This window comes from Acidaminococcus sp. CAG:542 (genome assembly GCF_000437815.1).
Taxonomy (GTDB): Bacteria; Bacillota; Negativicutes; order Acidaminococcales; family Acidaminococcaceae; genus Acidaminococcus.
Genome location: NZ_FR902048.1, coordinates 60051 through 78432, shown reverse-complemented (window position 1 = coordinate 78432; position 18382 = coordinate 60051). Strand labels below are relative to the sequence as shown.

Sequence of the window (18382 nt, the reverse complement as noted above, 5' to 3'; positions counted from 1 at the left end):
CAAGGGCGGATACTATCACGCAGGCTGCTCTCCCGTGTCACAAAAGCATTGGGCCGAAGGCCCAAGCGTATATCCGCCCTTTTCAAGGGCGGATACTATCACGCAGGCTGCTCTCTCGTGCCACAAAAGCATTGGGCCGAAGGCCCAAGCATATATCCGCCCTTTTCAAGGGCGGGGGACCAGCCGCAAGGCTGGTGGTGGGTTAGCAGCGTCAGCTGCGTTTCCCATCCCGGCCAAAGGCTAACTGCGTTTGGCTTCTACTTGTTCCGTACTTCAGACGCCACACAGGAAGATGCGGTGCCTGATGGGCCGCCTCTTCCGCCGCTCAGCCGGTCCGCAATGAGCAGGATGGCGTTCCCTGCCCAGAACAGCATGCCCAGCTGACTGTTGAACAGGGTATGGTCAGTAAGGCCGCTGATAAAGATTCCCACCAGGGAAGCCATGTACCCGCAGGCCACCCCCCTCAGCCAGGGCAGGGTCCGGTTCCGGTTCCGGATTTCCCGGGCCAGCAGGAACAGCCGGACCATCACACAGAGAAACAGCAGCAGCCCTGGTATCCCCAGTTCTGCCGTTACGTTCAGCAACAGGTTATGGCTGTGGTACATGAACACATCTTCCGAAATGAAGAAGTTGTAATCCGGGAAGGCATAGCCATATCCATACCAGCCCACTCCGAAAGGATGGTCCCGGATCATGTCCAGGGAGCTTTCCAGGTAGAAGAACCGCAGTTCCGCGGACGTGTCATGGACGGAAAAAATGGACATGAGCCGTTCCGCCAGCTGGTTCCAGAACAGGTACAGCACCCCCAGGCCCCCTCCGATGAAGGGCAGGAAAGCCTTGTGATAGAAGGCTCCGGCAAAGATGAACAGCACCCAGAAATAGGCCACCCAGTTGCCCCGGGAAAAGGTCAAAATCAGGCAGGCGGTGGAGAGAAGGAAGATCCCCACCAGGGCCCACCGGGTCTTTCCTCCCTTCAGAGGAGCGAAAAGCCCTTCACAGTAAGCCACCGTGGACACCAGGAAGGTGCCCAGGATGTTGGGATTCACCAGGGTGGAAATGGCCCGCCGGGACAGATGCTTGAAAGCCTGGTGGTCGATCCATTCCATATTCTGGAGACTGGTGCCGAAGAAATACTGCCAGATGCCGAAGGCCGCCACGATCCCGGCAGAGATCATGAAGATCTTGGTCAGGAACAGGGTCCGGCGGCCGGTACTGGCGTACCGGAGCACCAGGTAGAAGATCCCCGCCTCCTGGCCCACCACCCACAGCCAGTTCAGGGCGCAGGCGGCCGGGTTTTCCGACCACAGGGTGCTGACCCCGCTCAGGATGAACAGGGCCCACAGGGGCCGGCTGATGGTCCGGGGAATCTGGATGGCCGGCCAGAACTGCCCGGTCTTCCAGATGTTCACCAGGTTCAGCAGGAAACAGATGCTGAACACGATTCCCGCCCCCAGCTGATGCAGGGGCAGGATGAAAAACAGCAGAGAAAGGACCCCGAAAATAATCTGATTCAGGTTCCAGGATGCGGGGAGACCCCAGCCTTGCGGTCTTCCCATGATCTTACCGGTCCAATCCCAGTTCCTTGAAGGTGCCGATGAGATACAGGGACCCACAGACGATCACCACGTCCTCCGGCCCCGCTTCCGACACCGCCCGTTGGTAGGCAGCGGTGAGATCCTCCATGGGAACCGCATTCTTGTGGAGCCGCTGGGCCAGTTTTTCCGGTTTCTCCGACCGGTCTCCCTCATGGGCCAGCACCGTATAGATGGTGTCTTCCGGACGGAACAGGATGTCCGATACCTGGCTCACGTCCTTGTCCGCCATCATACCGAACACGTAGATCCGCCGGGCTTTGGGATAATACTCATCCAGAGCCTTCCGGAGCACCGTCACCCCGGAGGGATTGTGGGCCCCGTCCAGGATAATGTCCGGGTTCCGGTGGATCCGCTCCAGCCGTCCCGGCCACCGGGCCGCCTCCATCCCCCGGAGCATGGCCGCCTCATCAGGCACCCCGTGCTTGTCCCGGAGGATCTCCGCTGCCGTAAGGGCCGCCGCCCCGTTGAGGATCTGGTGTTCCCCGGGCAGGTGGATGGCCACTTCCAGTTCCTTTTCTCCCAGCCGGTACAAAAAGGTCTGGGTGTCCATGGAACTGGTGAGTTCTTCGGTGGAAAAATCATCCCCATATACATACAGAGGGGCATGGTTGGCTTCCGCCGCACCCCGGATCACTTCCAGGGCCTTCCCTTCCGCCTCCGTCACCACCGGCACCCCCGGTTTGATGATTCCCGCCTTCTGGGCGGCAATGGCTTCGATGGTCTTCCCCAGCCGTTCCGTGTGTTCCAGGGTCACATTGGTGATCACGGACACCTCCGGGGTGATGATGTTGGTAGAATCCCACAGGCCGCCCATGCCCACTTCGATCACGGCACAGTCCACCTGCTTTTCCGCAAAATACAGGAAGGCCATGGCGGTGATGAATTCAAACTGGGTGGGCTGTTCTCCTCCCTGGGCCAGGAACCGGTCCAGAGCGGCTTTGGTCTTTTCCGTTACCGCGGCAAAGTCTTCATTGGAAATCTCTTCCCCGTTGAGGCAGATCCGCTCGTTGTACCGGACAAAGTGGGGGGAGGTGTAGCTCCCCACCTTCAGCCCCGCCTGCTGGAGCATGTTGGCCAGAAATGTGGTGACACTGCCTTTGCCGTTGGTCCCGGTCACATGGACGGTCCGGATCTTCCGTTCCGGATGGTCCAAAAGGGCCGTAAGCCCCTGGATCCGTTCCATGCCCAGATGGATGCCGAACTTGCCCAGGCTTTCTACATAGTCTACTGCGTCCGCATATTCCATAGTCTGCTCCTTTCCCTTTTACAGGCTGCGCAGGGTTGCCATCCGTTCCTTCAGGCCGTCGATCCGCGCCAGGATCTCCGTCTGTTTGGTCTTTTCCTTTTCCACCACTTCGGCGGGAGCCTTGGCCAGGAAGTTCTGGTTGCTCAGTTTCCCGGCTACCCGCTTGGCTTCCTTTTCCGCCCCGTCCAGTTCCTTCTGGAGACGGGCCAGTTCCTTGTCCACGTCGATAAGACCTTTGAGAGGCAGATACACCTTGGCCCCGTTCACCACAGCAGCCATGGCGTTTTCCGGAGCGGCGTCATCCATGGCCCCCAGGGTCAGGACATCCACCGTGCCCAGCTGCCGGATGTAATCCCCGTTGGCGGCGAACACGTCCCGGAGGTCGGCATCCACCAGCACCATGGCCGGAGCCTTGTGGCCGGGAGCCGCGTTCACTTCCGCCCGCATGTTCCGGATGGCCTTGATCACATCCATCACCGCAGTCATCTGTTTTTCCACGGTGTCGTCCATCAGCCCTTCATCCGCCACCGGCCAGGGAGCGATCATGATGCTCTGTCCTTCATGAGGCAGGTGCTGCCAGATTTCTTCCGTAATGAAAGGCATGTAGGGATGGAGCAGCTTCATGGCATCTCCCAGTACCCGGCACAGCACCGTCTGGGCCGTAGCCCGGGCAGCGGCGTTTTCCCGGTCGTAGAGACGGGGTTTGGCCAGTTCGATGTACCAGTCGCACACTTCGCCCCAGATGAAGTCATAGATCAGCCGGCCCGCTTCGCCCAGTTCGAATTTTTCCAGGTAGTTGGATACATCCCGGATGGTGTGCTGGAGCCGGGACAGGATCCATTTGTCCGCCAGGGTGAGCGGTGCTTTTTCCGCATCCTTGTCATAACCGTCCAGGTTCATGAGAGCGAACCGGGAGGCGTTCCAGATTTTGTTGGCAAAATTCCGGGTGCTTTCGATCCGGTTCCAGTAGAACCGCATGTCGTTCCCCGGAGTATTGCCGGTGATCAGCATGAACCGCAGGGTATCCGCTCCGTACTTGTTCACCACTTCCACCGGGTCGATGCCGTTGCCCAGGGATTTGCTCATCTTCCGGCCCTGTTCGTCCCGAACCAGTCCGTGGATGAACACGTGCTTGAAGGGTTCCTTCCCCATGAATTCCTCACCCATGGTGATCATCCGGGCCACCCAGAAGAAGATGATGTCATAGCCGGTGACCAGCACGCTGGTGGGATACCAGTGTTCCAGTTCTTCCGTCTTTTGCGGCCAGCCGAAAGTGGAGAAGGGCCACAGGCCGGAGCTGAACCAGGTGTCCAGGCAGTCTTCTTCCTGATGGATATGGGTGCTGCCGCATTTGGGGCAGGCGGTGAGATCCGTCCGGGAAGCAGACACTTCCCCGCAGTCGTCGCAGTACCATACCGGGATCCGGTGCCCCCACCAGATCTGCCGGGAAATGCACCAATCATGGATGTTTTCCAGCCATTGGAGATAGGTTTTGGTGAACCGGCTGGGAACAAATTCCGTATGGCCTTCGGTGACGCATTTAATGGCTGCTTCCGCCAGGGGTTTCATCTTCACGAACCACTGGGTGGACACCATGGGTTCCACCACATGGTGGCAGCGCTGGCAGTGGCCAACGGAGTGGGGAGCATCTTCGATTTTCACCAGAAGGCCCATGTCCTTCAGATCCTGGACAATGTGCTTCCGGCATTCATACCGGTCTTCCCCTTCGTATTTGCCGGCCTCTTTGGTCATTTTCCCGTCCAGGCCGATGACCACGATCTGTTCCAGGTTGTGCCGCTGGCCCACTTCATAGTCGTTGGGGTCGTGGGCCGGGGTGATTTTCACCGCGCCGGTACCGAATTCCAGGTCCACATATTCATCGGCGATAATGGGGATTTCCCGGTTGGTGGTGGGCAGGGCGATCTTCTTCCCCACCAGTTTCCCGTACCGTTCATCCTTGGGGTTCACGGCCACGGCAGTATCTCCGGGGATGGTTTCCGGACGGCTGGTGGCGATGGTCAGGTACTGGTCCTTTTCGCCCACAATGGGATAGTTGATGTACCACAGGGCACCAGCATCGTCCTGGTGTTCCACTTCCACATCGGACAAAGCCGTACGGCAGTTGACGCACCAGTTGATCATCCGGGTGCCCTTGTAGATCAGGCCCTTTTCATAAAGGCTCACAAAGGCTTCCCGGACCGCCTGGCTCAGGCCTTCGTCCATGGTGAACCGCTGCCGGTCCCAGTCGCAGGAAATCCCCAGGCTCTTCAGCTGCCGGACGATTTCGTCCCCGTAGGCTTCCTTCCATTTCCACACCCGTTTGATGAATTCTTCCCGGCCCAGATCGTACCGGGTCAGGCCTTCCTTCTTCTTCAGTTCCTCTTCCACCTTGATCTGGGTGGCCAGTCCTGCATGGTCATAGCCCGGCAGCCAGCAGGTGTTGTCCCCCATCATCCGGTGCCAGCGCACCAGGATGTCCTGGAGGGTATTGTCCAGGGCATGGCCCATGTGGAGCTTGCCGGTAATGTTGGGAGGCGGGATCACCACACTGAAGGGTTTCCGGCTCTTGTCCACCGGCTGATGGAAAAAGCCGTGATCGATCCAGTATGCATACCATTTCTTCTCCACCGCAGCCGGATCATAGACCTTGGGGATGTTGTTTTCTTCTGCCATAACTCTGCCTCCTTAAAAAAATAAACCCGTCCTGCTGTATAGGACGAGTTGTTCGCGGTACCACCTACATTCTCAATTGCTTGAGCACCTTAAAGCGGCGTAACGTGCCGTGACGGACAGGGCTTTCCTCCTGCCGGCTCCAGGACGACTTCCAGCGCATTGCCCGGATGCTTCCACCACCCGCATCCTCTCTGCCGGTGCAAGGGGCGCTGTACTCCTTCCCATCATCGCCTTTGGCTGTATGGTTGTATGGAGTCATTGTAACAAGGGGGCGCGGGATTGTCAATGGGGTGGACCCTTTCAAATCCCCGTCAACGGTCAGCGGCCGTTGAGTACCGACAGAAAAGGGGTGCTGCACAAAACGTGCAACACCCCCTTTTTCACAGCGCCTCGATCTGCCGGCACAGCATCTTGCCTACGCTGTCGGCCATTTTATCCAGATCCCGGACTTCCACACAGTCTTCCCCGAAGATCTTCCGGGCATCTTTCATGATGTGCTGATTCTCTCCGTTGATGAGCCCGATAATCCGGATCCCTTCCCGGCGGAGGCTGGCGGCTTCGTCAGCGGTGTTGGCCACGGCTTTTTCATCCCGGTATTCCGAAGAGCTGAACAGCCCGTCTCCCACCAGAGGCTTGTCGTCGTTGGGCTCCGCATCCGTGAGCATGATGAGGATCTTTTTGGTCTGGGTAAAGTCCCCCATCAGCTGCCGGGCTCCCCGGAGGGCCAGCCCGTCCCGGTTCCACCCGGTGGCCACATAGTTGAAGATATTGGTGCACCGCTTCTTGTCCGCATAGTCCTTGAACAGGGTGAGTACCGTATAGTTCCGCAGAGTGCAGAAGGAATACACCTGGTAGGGAATCCCGCACTGGCGGAGACTTTCGGCGATCACATAGGCCTGGGAGGCGATTACCTGCTGATACTCCCCCCGGGAGGCGGAAGCATCCAGCATCAGATCCACGGTGAAATCCGGGCTGGAGACGGTCTCCCGTTCGAAGAACACCCGGCTGTCATTCACCTTCAGGGCCCGCCACACCAGGCCGGGTACCAGTTCCCCTTCCTTGGCGGGCACCGGCAGCCGGGTCTGGGCCATGCGCATGACGCTCCGGAGCTGGCTGGTGAGCCGGGCTATGCTCTTCCGGCACTGTTCCCCGTGATCCTTGTAGTAGGCCAGGTTCTTCACCCGTTGGGCGTGAGCTCCCTCAAGCCAGCGGGAAGCTTCCCCGGTGGCCCCTTTGCTCCCCAGCCGGCCCCGGGTAAAGTGGAGATGGCACCCCTGATGAGGCCCGTTGCACCAGGCTTGGTCAATATCCAGCATTTTCCGGGGCGGGTAGATGCTGGCGCCGAAACAATCGATGATATAGTTGTAGTTTTCCGACGCCGTCTGGCCGGTGATAATGGCCATGAGCCCGTTGTGGGCGTTTTTCCCGGCCAGGATGTCCATGGCCTGCTTCTTGGAATAGAGAAAATTGAACACGCTTTCCTGCTTCCGGAACACATGGGGCAGCAGCCAGTCGATAAAGTCCCCCAGGCCTTTGCTGATGATGACTTTTTCCAGGCTTTCCCGGACCAGGAAATGGGAGACGAAGTACTTTTTGGTGATCTTCCGGAAATGGTCGCACAGCTGCTTGGTATCCCAGGCCGGATCGAAGCAAAGATTGGCATAGAGCCCCTTGGCCCAGGGGTCATGGAGATCCAGTCCCTCCCCCAGCACCTCGTGCCACCGTGCCGCCTGCATTTCGTGGGCCACTCCGGTTTTGTCCAGTTTGGTGCCGTCAAAATAGGCCCTGGCATGCTGCTGCCGGAGATAGGGCAGCACCGGCCGCACCGGAGCCTCCTTGGCGTAGGTGGCGTATTCCAGTCCCAGCCAGAACAGGTCCGTAAAGGTATCCCGGAGGGCGCTGTCTTCCATTTCCTCGAACATCTGGTGGATCAGCTTCACATCATAATATTTCCGGGTGAAGCCCACCACCGCGTTCAGATACAGATCCGGGGTACCCTGTTCCGTATAGGCCAGGAAATCGGGATCGAACCGGTAGTCCCAGGACACGTCCCATACGATATTCAAAGCCCGGCGGCGTTTGGCATCGTACTTGAGTTTTCCCATGGTTCCTCAGTCCTCGAAAATGTCCTTTTTGGTATAGTTCCCGGGAATGTGGAGATTGATCACGTCCCGGATCAGCCCCGGTTCATATTCATCAAAGGATTTGTTCACGATTCCCAGATCCAGGGCCTTGTGGGCTTCCAGCCCGGCTTCCATCAGGTGGATGGCATCCAGCATCCCCCGCAGGTCCAGGGCCTTTTCAGAGATTTCGCTTTCCTGGCATTTCTTTTCCAGGTCCTTGAAGATCTGACAGAAGGCCTTCCGGGGTTCCTTCCGCAGTCTGGGGAATTCGTCCTGGAGCAGCCGGTCCAGGGATTCCATGGAAATGGGCGGCAGCTGGATCACCGCAAACCGGGAAGCCAGGGCTTCGTTCAGTTCCCGGGTACCGGAATAGCCGTAGTTCATGGTGGCGATGAACCGGCAGGCCTTGTGGGCATGGAGCAGGTCATAACCGGGAATATCCACCGTATGCCGGAAGTCCAGCAGAGAATGGAGCACAGCCATGGCTTCGTTCCGGGCCATGTTGATTTCATCGAAGACCCCGAATCCCCCTTTCACCGCGCACTGGTACACCGGTCCGGGACGGAATTCCACTTCCCCGTTTTTGAAGGTATCAGTGCCCAGCATCCCGGTGGCATCCATGTTGATGTGGAAGGACACGTTCCACATGGGACGGCCGAACACCGCTGCCAGGTTCTCCGCCAGCACGTTCTTCCCGGTGGCCTTGGGTCCGGCCAGCAGCAGATTCTGGCCGCACAGAAGGGCCGCAATGGCCTCTTCCCACACATCCTTTCCATAATAATGGAAATGGGGCACAGGGACACGGGCCGTCAGGTCTTCCGGGGTGGGAAATTCCTTCCGGTACGCCCGGATCCCCTGGATCAGTTCCGGGTTGATTTGTTCACTCTCTAAAAATTCCAGCATCATAAGGGCTCCCCTCGCTTGACATTTGCATCAGTAATTATTATAGCACAAAAGGGGGCATTGCACGTTACGTGCAATGCCCCCTGATCGTCAGCGGTCAGCTGCCGTTGACAGTTCTGCTGCTCCTGCTGCAGAACCTTATTCCGGCACTCCTCCGAACCGGTTGGCTCCGCTGTCACCTTTTTTCACCATCAGGTAAATATACGTGGCCAGGTTCAGGATGGGCACCAGGAACAGCAGGGTCCACCAGCCGCTCATGTCCATATCGTGGAACCGGCGGGCCAACAGAGACAGGCCGCACAGGAACATCACCAGATAGGTGAGCATCCACAGGCCCATGAGAGCAATGGCCCCCACCCCGCTTTCAAACAGGGTGAAGATGAACACGCAGCCCATGAGGAAAAAGGTCAGGCAGCTGGCCCCACCCAACAGGAGAGCCCCCCGGAGGGCCAGCTCCACCCGGCCCAGACGGCCGTGGAAATTCAGATACAAATCCAGGAGAGACGCCCAGTCCCGGGGAATCTGCCGGGCAAAAAAGTGCCGTTCCATCCACTGATAGGGGGAAAGTTTTTCATTTTTTATCGCAGAAGTTTCAACATGCAAATCCATACAGCCTCCTTGCCATCAGCGATTCCTATGTTTTCAGTCGAAAGATATTATATCTATTTTTGGCGAGAAAAGAAAGAGGCCAGGACACAAAAAAAACGCATTTCACGACAAAAACCTTTTCCGTCCTGAAATGCGCCTCTTTTTATTTGCTTTCTTCCGGCCCTTCCGCAATCAGGAAACCGCCTTCCTTCAGGCTGTCCCGGATGGCTTCCAGTTCATCCTGGGAATCCGCGGCCACGGTCAGGGTATGGACCCCCTGGGAAAGGGTAGCGATCAGAGGGATGTTGTATTTTCGGAAATTGTCCAGATACTGCTTCACATCCCGCCGGTTCTTCAGGTTCAGGAACGCCTGGATGGGCCCGCAGAAATCCGGCACCAGGGTAATGCTGGCAATCATGCCCCCGTTGTCCACCACAATGTTCAGTTCATCCCGGGCGCTGTCCGTATCCATGGCTTTGTATCTGCATTCAAAGTCCATGCTCAGGCTCCGGCCGTTGATCTGATACCCCCGCCGGGTGGAAACAATGGCCGTACCGGCGCTCCGCAGGAGAGCCATATCCAGAACAATCACCTGTCGGGATACGTTCAGGTCCTTGGCCAGCTGATCCCCAGTCACCGGGCCATTGCTGCTGCGCAAAATTTCCAGGATTTTCTTTCTGCGTTCTTGATTCTTCATAATACCCCTCCCGTTTAGATTCTTTCTTTCGGATTCCCTGGACCGGTTCAGTTGCATAATCCATCTGGCAGGGCGTCAATCCTAAAGCAATTCAGCTGTATTGTATCATATTTAGTTATGATTGTCTAAATAAAATTCGTTTTAAGTTGTTTTTTCCAAACTTGCTTCCATCAGGAAAATCCGGGGTATAAGTTTATTATTTGTTTATGAATATTTTATGAAAATCTTTTATTTTCATTTGGAAAAGGGAGGTGCCTGAGAGGTACTCGTTCAAAATCAATTTGCAAAAATTGATTTCCTTCGGCCGTTGACCGCTGACAAAAAAAGAGGATACTGCATGATTTCTGCAATATCCTCTGCACTTTCACTTGGTGACCCTGGAGTGATTCGAACACTCGACACACGGCTTAGAAGGCCGTTGCTCTATCCAGCTGAGCTACAGGGCCAAATAAAATGGAGCGGGTGATGGGAATCGAACCCACGTAACTAGCTTGGAAGGCTAGGGCTCTACCATTGAGCTACACCCGCATGAGAAAAATTGGTCGGAGCGACAGGATTTGAACCTACGACCCCCTGCTCCCAAGGCAGGTGCTCTACCAAACTGAGCTACGCCCCGTCGCACGTACAGGCCAACTTGGTTATAAACAAAAAAAGGTAAAAAAAATATGGTGGGCGCTAACAGGATCGAACTGCTGACATTCTGCTTGTAAGGCAGACGCTCTCCCAGCTGAGCTAAGCGCCCAAAAGAAGTGGTGACCGGAGGGGGAATCGAACCCCCGATACCGCCGTGAAAGGGCGGTGTCTTAACCGCTTGACCATCCGGCCACTTGGCTCCCCGAGTAAGACTCGAACTTACAACAACTCGATTAACAGTCGAGTGCTCTACCATTGAGCTATCGGGGAATTCTTGCGACGCTCATGCGCTGCGAGTGTTATTATATAAAAGATGGTACAAAATGTCAACAGGTTTTTTAATTTTTTTTGGAGAAAAAGAAAAAACAGTCAACGGTCAATGGTCAGCTGCCGAAGGAAGCCAAATACCAGGCACTTGGCTTCGAACAAGGGACGGGCGAACCAGGCGGCGTTTTCCAGATCCCGGCAGGGCGGCGGCTATGGTTTCCGCCACCTTCCGGTTGTTGCCGGTACGGCTGGAATACAGTACGATGGTTTTTATGGGCATCCTCCTTAGAATTTCCATTCAGCGCCGGCTCTCCAGACCCGTCCGTCGGTCCAGATGCTGTCGCTGCTGTCGAATTTTTTGTTGAACAGGTTGTCAATCCCTGCGTACAGGGACAGGCTGCCGATGTCCTTGGTCACCACGAAATTGGTAAGGCTGTAGGAATAGGACTTGTTGTCGGCGCTGGTGAGATAGTTCTGGTACCACTGGTTGTACAGGGTGGCAGTCCAGGGAGCCTTTTTGGCATCGGTCCAGGACAGTTCCACAGTGCCGGTATTCAGGGCCCGGCCGGTGAGCCGCTTGTTGGTGTTCCCATCCCGGGCATCCAGGTAGGTGTAGTTGGCCCGGGCGCTCCAGTGTTTGTCGAACTTATACCGGGTTTCCGCTTCCACCCCGTTAAAGGTGGCCTTGTCCACGTTCCGGTACTTGTACAGGAAGTTCCGGATCCCGCCGCTGAAGCTCAGGGACACTCTTTCCGAATCAATCAGGTTGGAGATCTTGTTGCGGAAGTAGGTGAGTTTCCCGGTGGCCTTGCCCTTTTCCCCTTCCAGGCTGATGTCGAAGTTGGTGGATTTTTCCGGCTGCAGATCCGGGTTCCCTTCCACGATCACCCGCATGGAGGCAATGGGGGAATGGATCATCTGGGAGTACAGTTCGAAGATGGTGGGAGCCCGGAAGGCCTTGCCGTAGTTCACTTTCAGCCGGCTGGCCTTGCTGAAGCTGTAGGTGAGCCCGGCCCGGGGGGACCATTCGCTGCCAAAGCTGTCATGATGATCGAACCGGACAGAGGGAACGAACAGCAGCTTGTCTCCCAGCTTCATTTCGTCTTCCAGATAGAAGGCATAGGAATTCTGGCTGGCAGACCCGTAGGGACTGGTCATGCCCAGATACCGTTCGATCCGGGTGCCCCCGCCCGAGTTGGCGAACCGGGTGCCCCCGGCTTTCTGGTTCTTCACTTCCATGCCGTAGGTAAGGGTGTTGTTTTTGTCCATCTTGTAGGTGTTCTTGGCTTCGTTGACCCAGGTGGAATACCGGGCATGGTTGAAATCGTCCCAGGCGGCTGTCCGGGTACGGCCCACTTTCCCCAGCCGGCTGTAGTAGGACTGGATCTCCCAGTCGTTCTTCCGGTCGAAGCCGTAGTACTTCACATGATAATCGGACCGGTTGTTGTCATAGTAGCTGGTGGTGGTGCCGGCGGTGGTGCTGCCGGACAGGCTGGTGAGCTGTTCTTTCATGAAACTGGCCCCGAAGTCCAGGCCGCTGTGGTCATTGAACCGGTAGTTCCCATTGAAGGAGAAATTCCGCCGGGGGCCGTACATGTTGGTACTGCCGTTGTTGTCCTCCTTCCGGACCTTGGTCAGGTTGAAATCGAAGTTCATGTTCAGCTTCCCCATGTCCCCGGTGGCAAAGCCTCCGTACACGGAAGATTCCAGGCTGCCGGTGCGGGTACCCGCATAGCCGCCCTGGGGCTTGTTCTTTTTGGTGATGATGTTGATCACGCCTCCGGTGGCATCACTGCCCCAGACGGCGGAACCGGATCCCCGGAGGATTTCCACCCGGTCGATCTGGTTCACGTTGATCCGGTCCAGCTCGTAGGCATTCATGGTGCTGGCGGAATCTTCTCCGGCAATCCGGCGGCCATCCACCAGGATCAGGGTTTCCGTGGTTCCCATGCCCCGGACGCTTACATTGTTCCCCACCAAGGAGGTGCCGTTCCGGGACACGTCGATGCCTGTGGCGTTCTTGATGGCGTCCCGGACGTTGTAGGCCCCTTTCTTTTTCATTTCGTCAGCCTTGATCACCTGGACCGCCATGGGGACCTGTTTTTCCTCCAGCTTGGTCCGGGTGGCGGTGACCACCGTCTCTCCCAGTTCCAGATTGTCCATCGCAGTATCAGATGCCTCTGCGGCACTGCACAGCTGGGCACCGCCCAGTACGGCTGCCAGGCTTACCGCCAGCAGGATTCTTCTTTTCAGCCACGTTTGATCCATGGTAACGCTCCTTTACACTGTATTTTGCAGGTCATTCCTTTCCGCATGTTTCAGATTCCCCCGTGAGACCGGTCCGCCCGAAAGCCGCGGCCGGTCTCCCCGGTCAGTTCAGCCGGAAGGTAAATGTTTTTGTCGCATAGCACCGGACCGGGTATCCTTCCTTGTACGCCGGTTCAAAAGCATAGCCGTAGGCCGCATCCAGGGCTGCCTGGTCCATGGGACCATAGCCGGAACTGGACACCACCGAAGCGCTTTCCACGGAGCCGTCCTTCCCCACAATCATCCGGACCCGGACGGAGCCCTGGATCCAGTGATTCCGGAGCGCATCAGGATATTCCGGCGCCGGCCCTCCCAGGAAGCTGGCGGATACATCGGACTGAACCGCTTCCGTGTCGAAGCCGGGGCCATCCGCCCCTGCCGGGCCCGGAGGTTCTCCCGGGCTGCCTGACGGATTGCCCCCATTGGAGACTCCGTCAGGACTGCCCCCTTCCAGATCCCCGGCAGCCTGGCCGCTGGAAGATGCTTCTCCGCTGCCGGTCAGAGCCGAACTGGCATTTTCTGTCGGTACAGGGGCTGCCGGGCTGTTCTGGGCAGCGGTACGTTCTTCCGGAATGGCATCCGGGGCCGTCATCCGGGGCACCGCCGGAACCTGGGGACGGGAAGCAGCAGTCATCGGCTTTTGTCCTGCTGCAGGAGCCGGAGGGTTCCCGTTCCCCAGCCGGGCCCCGGGCACTTCCCCATACCCATGATAGGGACTGCCGGAAACGATGTTTACGGTGTAGACTTTATCCTGTTCCTGCTGTTTCTGCCAGGCCTGGAACCCGACGCTTCCCAGAGCCAGGAACACCGCCAGATGGACCCCCAGGGACACCAACAGCCCCTTCCGGCTGTCACTGCTGCCCATGGTCCGCCGCCTTTTCCGCCGCCAGGCCCACCCGGAGGATCCCGGCGGCCTTGCAATCGTCCAGGAGCCCCAGGACCTTTTCATAGGGCACCTGCCCGTCCCCGTAGATTACCAGGGAAAACTGGGGGTCTTTGGCCGCAGCGGCTTTGGCCTGGGCGATGAGGGCTTCCCGGGTCACCGGTTTCGTCCCCAGGTACAGACTGCCGTCCGCCTTCACCGCCACATTGAACCGGGCCTCCGGCTGGATCCGGGTCTGGGTGGCCGCTGGCAGCTGGACCGGCACCGTTTCCACTTCACTCATGTTCATGGTGGTAACGATGAAGAACACCAGCAGCAGGAAACTCATGTCGATCATGGGACTGATCATGATCCCCAGGTCGTTTTTTTTCCGGTCCTTCAGCTTGATCATGCCCGCCTCCGTTCCGAATGGCAGCATACGCTGCAGGTTTCCTTCTTCCGCACCGCTTCCAGAAGGGTGTTGCCCATTTCCTCGATGTTCAGGGTGATGGTCTTCATCCGCCGTTCAAAATATCCATGGAACACTACGGCGATAATGGAGATGCACAGGCCAAATACCGTGGTAATCAGGGCTTCCGCCAGGCCGGAGGTAACTCCCATAGGGTTGGTCATCCGCTGGGTCAGGTGGGTGAAGGCTCCCATCATCCCGGTAACAGTACCCAAAAGTCCCAGCACCGGAGCCAGGGTCACGATAATGTTCAGATAGGGCAGGTTCTTCTCGAATTTGTCCAGGGCCCGTTCCGCCCGGTAGCTGATGAAGTTTTCCAGGTACCCGTAATTGTCATGCCGCTCCATGACAATGGTGGCCAGCTTGGCGATTTCTCCCTGGGTGTGGTCCGCCAGTTCCTTGGCCTGGTACCAGTCATTGTTTTCCACATAGGTGCAGAAGGCCTTGGTGAATTCCCGGCCGCTGTCTGCCCTCCGGAAGAACAGCATCCGTTCCACCCCGATGGCCAGGGCGGCAATGGAACAGAAAAGCAGGGGCCACATGACCCAGCCCCCTTTGATGAAATAATCCACGCCTGCAGTCAGTATGTTCATGTTTCCTCTCTCTTTCCAGTCGCATTGTCTCCGGCTTCTTTCTTCCATAAGGCATAATACAGGCCCCGGCGAGCCAGCAGTTCTTCCGGAGGGCCCTCCGCGTATTTCTTCCCGTTCTGGATCACCACCACCCGGTCGCTGACTTCCAGAGCCTGGCCCAGGTCATGGAGAACCATGACGATGCCCATACCATTTTCCCGGTTCAGCTTCTTGACCAGCTGCATCACTTCCACCTGGTAGGAAATGTTCAGAAAAGCAGTTGGTTCGTCCAGGAACAGAAGATCCGGCTGCTGGGCCAGCACCGTGGCGATCCACACCCGCTGGGCTTCGCCTCCGGAACAGTCGCAGAAATGTTGCAGGGTTTTCACATAAAAAGCAGGCTGACTCCCTGCTTTTATTGATCCATCCGTACCTTGACTACGATTTTTTTAACCTTTTCCGCCTTCCCGTCAAAATGGCAGTTGGGCCGATGGACTTCCCAGGGGTAGAAAATGGCGAAATCCCGTTTTTCCAGCTTCACCACGTTTTCCTTTTTCACCTGACCGTAGAACACCACGTCATTGGCTTCCCGCCGGTCTTCGGTGATCTCTCCGGCGTTTTCCACGTCGGTGTAGCCGATGGCTTCCCGTCCGACACCCAGGATCTGGATGTCGATGTACTGAAAGTGTTTTTCCGGCCGCCGGTCCCGGGCCGGTTCCGTTTCATACTCGTTGACGCTGGCAAAGATGTCTTCTCCGGCCAGCAGTTTCTTTCCCACCGGCAGCTCCGTTACATCCCGTTCCGCCAGCAGTTCCAGGGCCTTTTTCACCGGCCCGGTAAGCTGGCCTGCCAGCCGGTCCAGATGGTCCAGATTTCCTGTAATCATGCGTTCTCCTCCTTAGGCAGGAGCCCCAGCAGCTTGGTGTAGACCCGCAGGGCGTTCCTGTAGAAAAATTCTTCGTGGTGGGCTTCCGGCACCACCAGCTTCATGTTGTCGATGTAACTGTGGATGTTGATCAGCGGCCAGTCGGTGCCGTAGATCACCTTGTCGTACCGGTCCACATAGTCCAGCCACATCCGGATATAGCGGAAATAATCCCGGTGCTTTTCGTAGAAGATGGCCCCGTCGAACTTCCCTTCCAGGAGCCCGGACAGGTCCACATACACATTGGGATTCTTGGCCACCACTTCCATGGCATCCAAGATCCAGGGATTGCCGCAGTGGGCGATCACGAACTTCACCCGGGGGAACTGGCCCGCCACTTCGTCGATGGTGAGGGGATGGGCATATTTCAGAAGCCCGTGGCCCCCGGCGGTATCTCCCGTATGGAACACCACCGGCACCTGATAGGCTTCCGCCAGTTCATACAGGGGAAAATGCCTTGGATCATAGGCGTACACCTGGTTGTAGCCGGTGTAGATCTTGATTCCCACACAGTGGGGGTTCCGGACCACCGGTTCGAATTCCTGGGCAGTCTTTTCGCAGTTCTCTTTGGTAAGGGCGTTGCTTTCCAGCCCGGCACAGAAGGCGATTTCCGCCGGCTGGTTGTAAGGATCCAGGGTGCAGGGGCCCGCCAGATCCGGCACCCGGGGCACCACCCCTCCGAACCGGCTGGGCCCCAGAGGTGCGTTGCCCATGGCCACCGACAGCACCACGTTGTTCTCCCGGCAGGCCTTCAAATAGTTCTCCACTGTATTTTCATGGCCGGCGGCTTTGGCCACCTGGTCGAAGCCTTCATACCGGAAAAAATGCATATGGCCGTCAATGATTTTCATTCAAATTCCCCTCTTCCCGCAAAAATATCCACAATGGTTCCTGCCTGTTGGCTTCCGGCAGGACGTTCTGTACTTCTTTTTTCTGTTCTTCCCACAGGGTCAGCAGGCTCTGGAGTACTCCCTGCTCGAAGCGCACCCGGGTACTGCCTGCCGTCACCCTGTGGACTCCGCCAGTCCCCAGACCCAGCACTTCCTGGCCCAGCTGGATGGACCATTTGTCGCTCTGGCCCACCCGGTGCCGTTCCACCTGGGCCACCACCAGGATGTCCGCCCCGGCCTGCCGGGCTTTCTGCCGGATCTCTTCCTGGGACCAAAGGTCCTCGCTGCCGGCGGTGTGCCGGTACTCCAGCACCACATACCGGGGCAGCAGGCTCCGGTATTCATCCAGCAGGAACTGGCCCAGATCCGGGGAATACCGGGTATCCGCCCCGTTGTCCCGGCTCAGGATCACCAGGGCCGTCAAGGGACCGGTACCCTCCCGCTGCTCCCGGGGTGCCGGGGGCCAGATTCCCGCTTCCACTGCTTTCTGCCGTTCCTGATAATAATCCCGTACCGCCAGGTCCAGATAATAGGAAATGGGATGCTGGTAGTCCGTGTATTTTCCCGACAGGGCATATTCTTTCTTTTCTCCGAGCTGCTGATACCCGGACCGGGTCACGGTCTGGAGCGCCCCGGGCACTGGGTCCAGAGAGGTCACCGCCCGGAGCAGGCTGATCTTCGTTCCGTATTCCCGGGCAAAAGCCCGGTTTCCCACCGCCGGGGCCCCGAAGGTGATCACCGGGATCTGGGCCCGGGATACCCCCTGGGCCGCCAGTTCTTCTCCCACCAGGGTGGCCCCGGCTCCGCCCAGGCTGTGGCCGGTGAGCAGCAGCCGTTCCCTGGGATGGGTTTTCAGGTAGTCCCCCAGATTTTCCGTCTTCCCGTCCCCATCCACATCCAGAGGCTGGGAAAGAGCCGTCCGGGCGTACTGGAGGAAGCCTTTGTGGACTGCCGGGCTGGCCGTTTCTCCGGCAGCCGGTTTCCCGGAAGGATAGTCCACCGTCTCCATCTGGAGATTCAGCTTCCAGTCCCCTTTGGAGGCACTGCCCCGGAAGGCCAGCACATTCCAGATTTTCCCCCGGATGGGATCCGGTTTCCGGGCCAGGGTGAAGTTCACTTCCGTTTTCCCGTCCTTCAGGGTATAGGGAGTGAGCTTCCAGCCGTAATCTTCCAGATACCGGACTTCTTCACTGTTTTCCGGGTGATAGCTGCCGGCGCACACGGCCGCCGCCATGGCCGTCATGGCCGCCTGCTTCACCGGACGGTCCGGCGCCGGCTGAGAGGCTGCCCAGGCCGCCCGAGGCAGCACCAGCAGGGCAGCGGCTGCCAGAAAGCGGACCAGCCATCCCCCTTGATTTCTTTTCAGGACCATCTCAGGCCCGGGGATTCCGGGTGTTCAGGTCCCGGAGGTCCGGCTGGCTCAGACGGATGTACACCGGACCATCCAAGAGAGTTCCCAGTTCGTCCGTCTGGAACAGGATGGAAATGCTCCCGTCCTGGTTCAGGAAGAAATCTTCCGGCACCCGGGTCACCTGTTTAATGGGATGGATCTTCACATCGCTGCTGTTGTAGCACTGGTTGGCCAGGTATCCGTTCAGGTCGGCCACCGTCACCCGGACAAAGGCGGACAGA

16 protein-coding genes, 6 tRNA genes and 1 other annotated feature are annotated in these 18382 nt (G+C 57.8%); all 22 genes read right to left on the bottom strand.

Annotated features, from left to right (window positions below; genetic code table 11):
- Positions 1-257: 257 nt before the first annotated feature.
- Positions 258-1439, bottom strand: coding sequence for an O-antigen ligase family protein (locus QVO43_RS03475; protein WP_288174453.1), 1182 nt, complete (start codon positions 1437-1439; stop codon positions 258-260).
- 121 nt (positions 1440-1560) lie between these two features.
- On the bottom strand, positions 1561-2841 hold the full coding sequence (locus tag QVO43_RS03470; RefSeq protein ID WP_022487200.1) for a bifunctional folylpolyglutamate synthase/dihydrofolate synthase: 1281 nt from the start codon (positions 2839-2841) through the stop codon (positions 1561-1563).
- 18 nt (positions 2842-2859) lie between these two features.
- Positions 2860-5514 (bottom strand): valine--tRNA ligase, encoded by a 2655-nt coding sequence (locus QVO43_RS03465; protein WP_022487199.1) that lies wholly within the window; start codon positions 5512-5514, stop codon positions 2860-2862.
- Positions 5515-5550: 36 nt separating this feature from the next.
- Positions 5551-5751 (bottom strand) — a binding site (T-box leader).
- A 143-nt stretch (positions 5752-5894) separates the two neighbouring features.
- Positions 5895-7619 carry a VWA domain-containing protein gene (locus QVO43_RS03460; protein ID WP_022487198.1) on the bottom strand — a complete coding sequence of 575 codons (1725 nt, stop codon included), beginning with the start codon at positions 7617-7619 and terminating at the stop codon, positions 5895-5897.
- Between the two features lie 6 nt (positions 7620-7625).
- Positions 7626-8543, bottom strand: coding sequence for an AAA family ATPase (locus QVO43_RS03455; protein WP_022487197.1), 918 nt, complete (start codon positions 8541-8543; stop codon positions 7626-7628).
- Between the two features lie 135 nt (positions 8544-8678).
- Positions 8679-9149: a DUF805 domain-containing protein gene (locus tag QVO43_RS03450; protein ID WP_022487196.1), complete on the bottom strand. Its 471-nt coding sequence runs from the start codon at positions 9147-9149 to the stop codon at positions 8679-8681.
- A 142-nt stretch (positions 9150-9291) separates the two neighbouring features.
- Positions 9292-9825 (bottom strand): transcription repressor NadR, encoded by a 534-nt coding sequence (locus tag QVO43_RS03445; protein ID WP_022487195.1) that lies wholly within the window; start codon positions 9823-9825, stop codon positions 9292-9294.
- A gap of 369 nt (positions 9826-10194) precedes the next feature.
- Positions 10195-10271 (bottom strand) — tRNA-Arg (locus tag QVO43_RS03440).
- 8 nt (positions 10272-10279) lie between these two features.
- Positions 10280-10353: transfer RNA gene (locus tag QVO43_RS03435), tRNA-Gly, on the bottom strand.
- 11 nt (positions 10354-10364) lie between these two features.
- Positions 10365-10441: transfer RNA gene (locus QVO43_RS03430), tRNA-Pro, on the bottom strand.
- Between the two features lie 50 nt (positions 10442-10491).
- A tRNA-Val gene (locus QVO43_RS03425) sits at positions 10492-10567 on the bottom strand.
- A gap of 8 nt (positions 10568-10575) precedes the next feature.
- A tRNA-Glu gene (locus QVO43_RS03420) sits at positions 10576-10650 on the bottom strand.
- Positions 10651-10653: 3 nt separating this feature from the next.
- Positions 10654-10728: transfer RNA gene (locus QVO43_RS03415), tRNA-Asn, on the bottom strand.
- Between the two features lie 282 nt (positions 10729-11010).
- Positions 11011-12993 carry a TonB-dependent receptor plug domain-containing protein gene (locus tag QVO43_RS03410; protein ID WP_022487194.1) on the bottom strand — a complete coding sequence of 661 codons (1983 nt, stop codon included), beginning with the start codon at positions 12991-12993 and terminating at the stop codon, positions 11011-11013.
- Positions 12994-13096: 103 nt separating this feature from the next.
- Positions 13097-13897 (bottom strand): energy transducer TonB, encoded by an 801-nt coding sequence (locus QVO43_RS03405; protein WP_022487193.1) that lies wholly within the window; start codon positions 13895-13897, stop codon positions 13097-13099.
- Positions 13884-14306 (bottom strand): ExbD/TolR family protein, encoded by a 423-nt coding sequence (locus QVO43_RS03400; RefSeq protein ID WP_022487192.1) that lies wholly within the window; start codon positions 14304-14306, stop codon positions 13884-13886. The genes QVO43_RS03405 and QVO43_RS03400 overlap by 14 nt, the downstream gene beginning before the upstream one ends.
- Positions 14303-14956, bottom strand: a complete 654-nt coding sequence (locus tag QVO43_RS03395) for a MotA/TolQ/ExbB proton channel family protein (RefSeq protein WP_022487191.1) — start codon at positions 14954-14956, stop codon at positions 14303-14305. Before QVO43_RS03395 ends, QVO43_RS03400 begins: the two co-directional genes overlap by 4 nt.
- A complete protein-coding gene (locus tag QVO43_RS03390) occupies positions 14953-15324 on the bottom strand; it encodes an ATP-binding cassette domain-containing protein (RefSeq protein ID WP_022487190.1) in 372 nt (123 codons plus the stop codon). The genes QVO43_RS03395 and QVO43_RS03390 overlap by 4 nt, the downstream gene beginning before the upstream one ends.
- 26 nt (positions 15325-15350) lie before the next feature.
- The gene (locus QVO43_RS03385) at positions 15351-15821 is read right to left on the bottom strand and encodes a YhcH/YjgK/YiaL family protein (protein ID WP_022487189.1); all 471 of its coding nucleotides are present in this window, start codon (positions 15819-15821) and stop codon (positions 15351-15353) included.
- Positions 15818-16711: an amidohydrolase family protein gene (locus QVO43_RS03380; protein WP_022487188.1), complete on the bottom strand. Its 894-nt coding sequence runs from the start codon at positions 16709-16711 to the stop codon at positions 15818-15820. The genes QVO43_RS03385 and QVO43_RS03380 overlap by 4 nt, the downstream gene beginning before the upstream one ends.
- Entirely contained in the window at positions 16698-18122 is a 1425-nt protein-coding gene (locus tag QVO43_RS03375; protein WP_022487187.1) for a lipase family protein, read from the bottom strand. Before QVO43_RS03375 ends, QVO43_RS03380 begins: the two co-directional genes overlap by 14 nt.
- A gap of 1 nt (position 18123) precedes the next feature.
- The coding region (locus tag QVO43_RS03370; RefSeq protein ID WP_441293919.1) for a hypothetical protein at positions 18124-18382 on the bottom strand (259 nt) is incomplete at its 5' end.

Excerpts from the sequence above, each read along its gene's own strand:
- QVO43_RS03470 (WP_022487200.1), bottom strand. The coding sequence starts at position 2,841 with ATGGAATATGCGGACGCAGTAGACTATGTAGAAAGCCTGGGCAAGTTC.
- QVO43_RS03465 (WP_022487199.1), bottom strand. The coding sequence starts at position 5,514 with ATGGCAGAAGAAAACAACATCCCCAAGGTCTATGATCCGGCTGCGGTG.
- QVO43_RS03460 (WP_022487198.1), bottom strand. The coding sequence starts at position 7,619 with ATGGGAAAACTCAAGTACGATGCCAAACGCCGCCGGGCTTTGAATATC.
- QVO43_RS03455 (WP_022487197.1), bottom strand. The coding sequence starts at position 8,543 with ATGATGCTGGAATTTTTAGAGAGTGAACAAATCAACCCGGAACTGATC.
- QVO43_RS03450 (WP_022487196.1), bottom strand. The coding sequence starts at position 9,149 with ATGGATTTGCATGTTGAAACTTCTGCGATAAAAAATGAAAAACTTTCC.
- QVO43_RS03445 (WP_022487195.1), bottom strand. The coding sequence starts at position 9,825 with ATGAAGAATCAAGAACGCAGAAAGAAAATCCTGGAAATTTTGCGCAGC.
- QVO43_RS03410 (WP_022487194.1), bottom strand. The coding sequence starts at position 12,993 with ATGGATCAAACGTGGCTGAAAAGAAGAATCCTGCTGGCGGTAAGCCTG.
- QVO43_RS03405 (WP_022487193.1), bottom strand. The coding sequence starts at position 13,897 with ATGGGCAGCAGTGACAGCCGGAAGGGGCTGTTGGTGTCCCTGGGGGTC.
- QVO43_RS03400 (WP_022487192.1), bottom strand. The coding sequence starts at position 14,306 with ATGATCAAGCTGAAGGACCGGAAAAAAAACGACCTGGGGATCATGATC.
- QVO43_RS03395 (WP_022487191.1), bottom strand. The coding sequence starts at position 14,956 with ATGAACATACTGACTGCAGGCGTGGATTATTTCATCAAAGGGGGCTGG.
- QVO43_RS03385 (WP_022487189.1), bottom strand. The coding sequence starts at position 15,821 with ATGATTACAGGAAATCTGGACCATCTGGACCGGCTGGCAGGCCAGCTT.
- QVO43_RS03380 (WP_022487188.1), bottom strand. The coding sequence starts at position 16,711 with ATGAAAATCATTGACGGCCATATGCATTTTTTCCGGTATGAAGGCTTC.
- QVO43_RS03375 (WP_022487187.1), bottom strand. The coding sequence starts at position 18,122 with ATGGTCCTGAAAAGAAATCAAGGGGGATGGCTGGTCCGCTTTCTGGCA.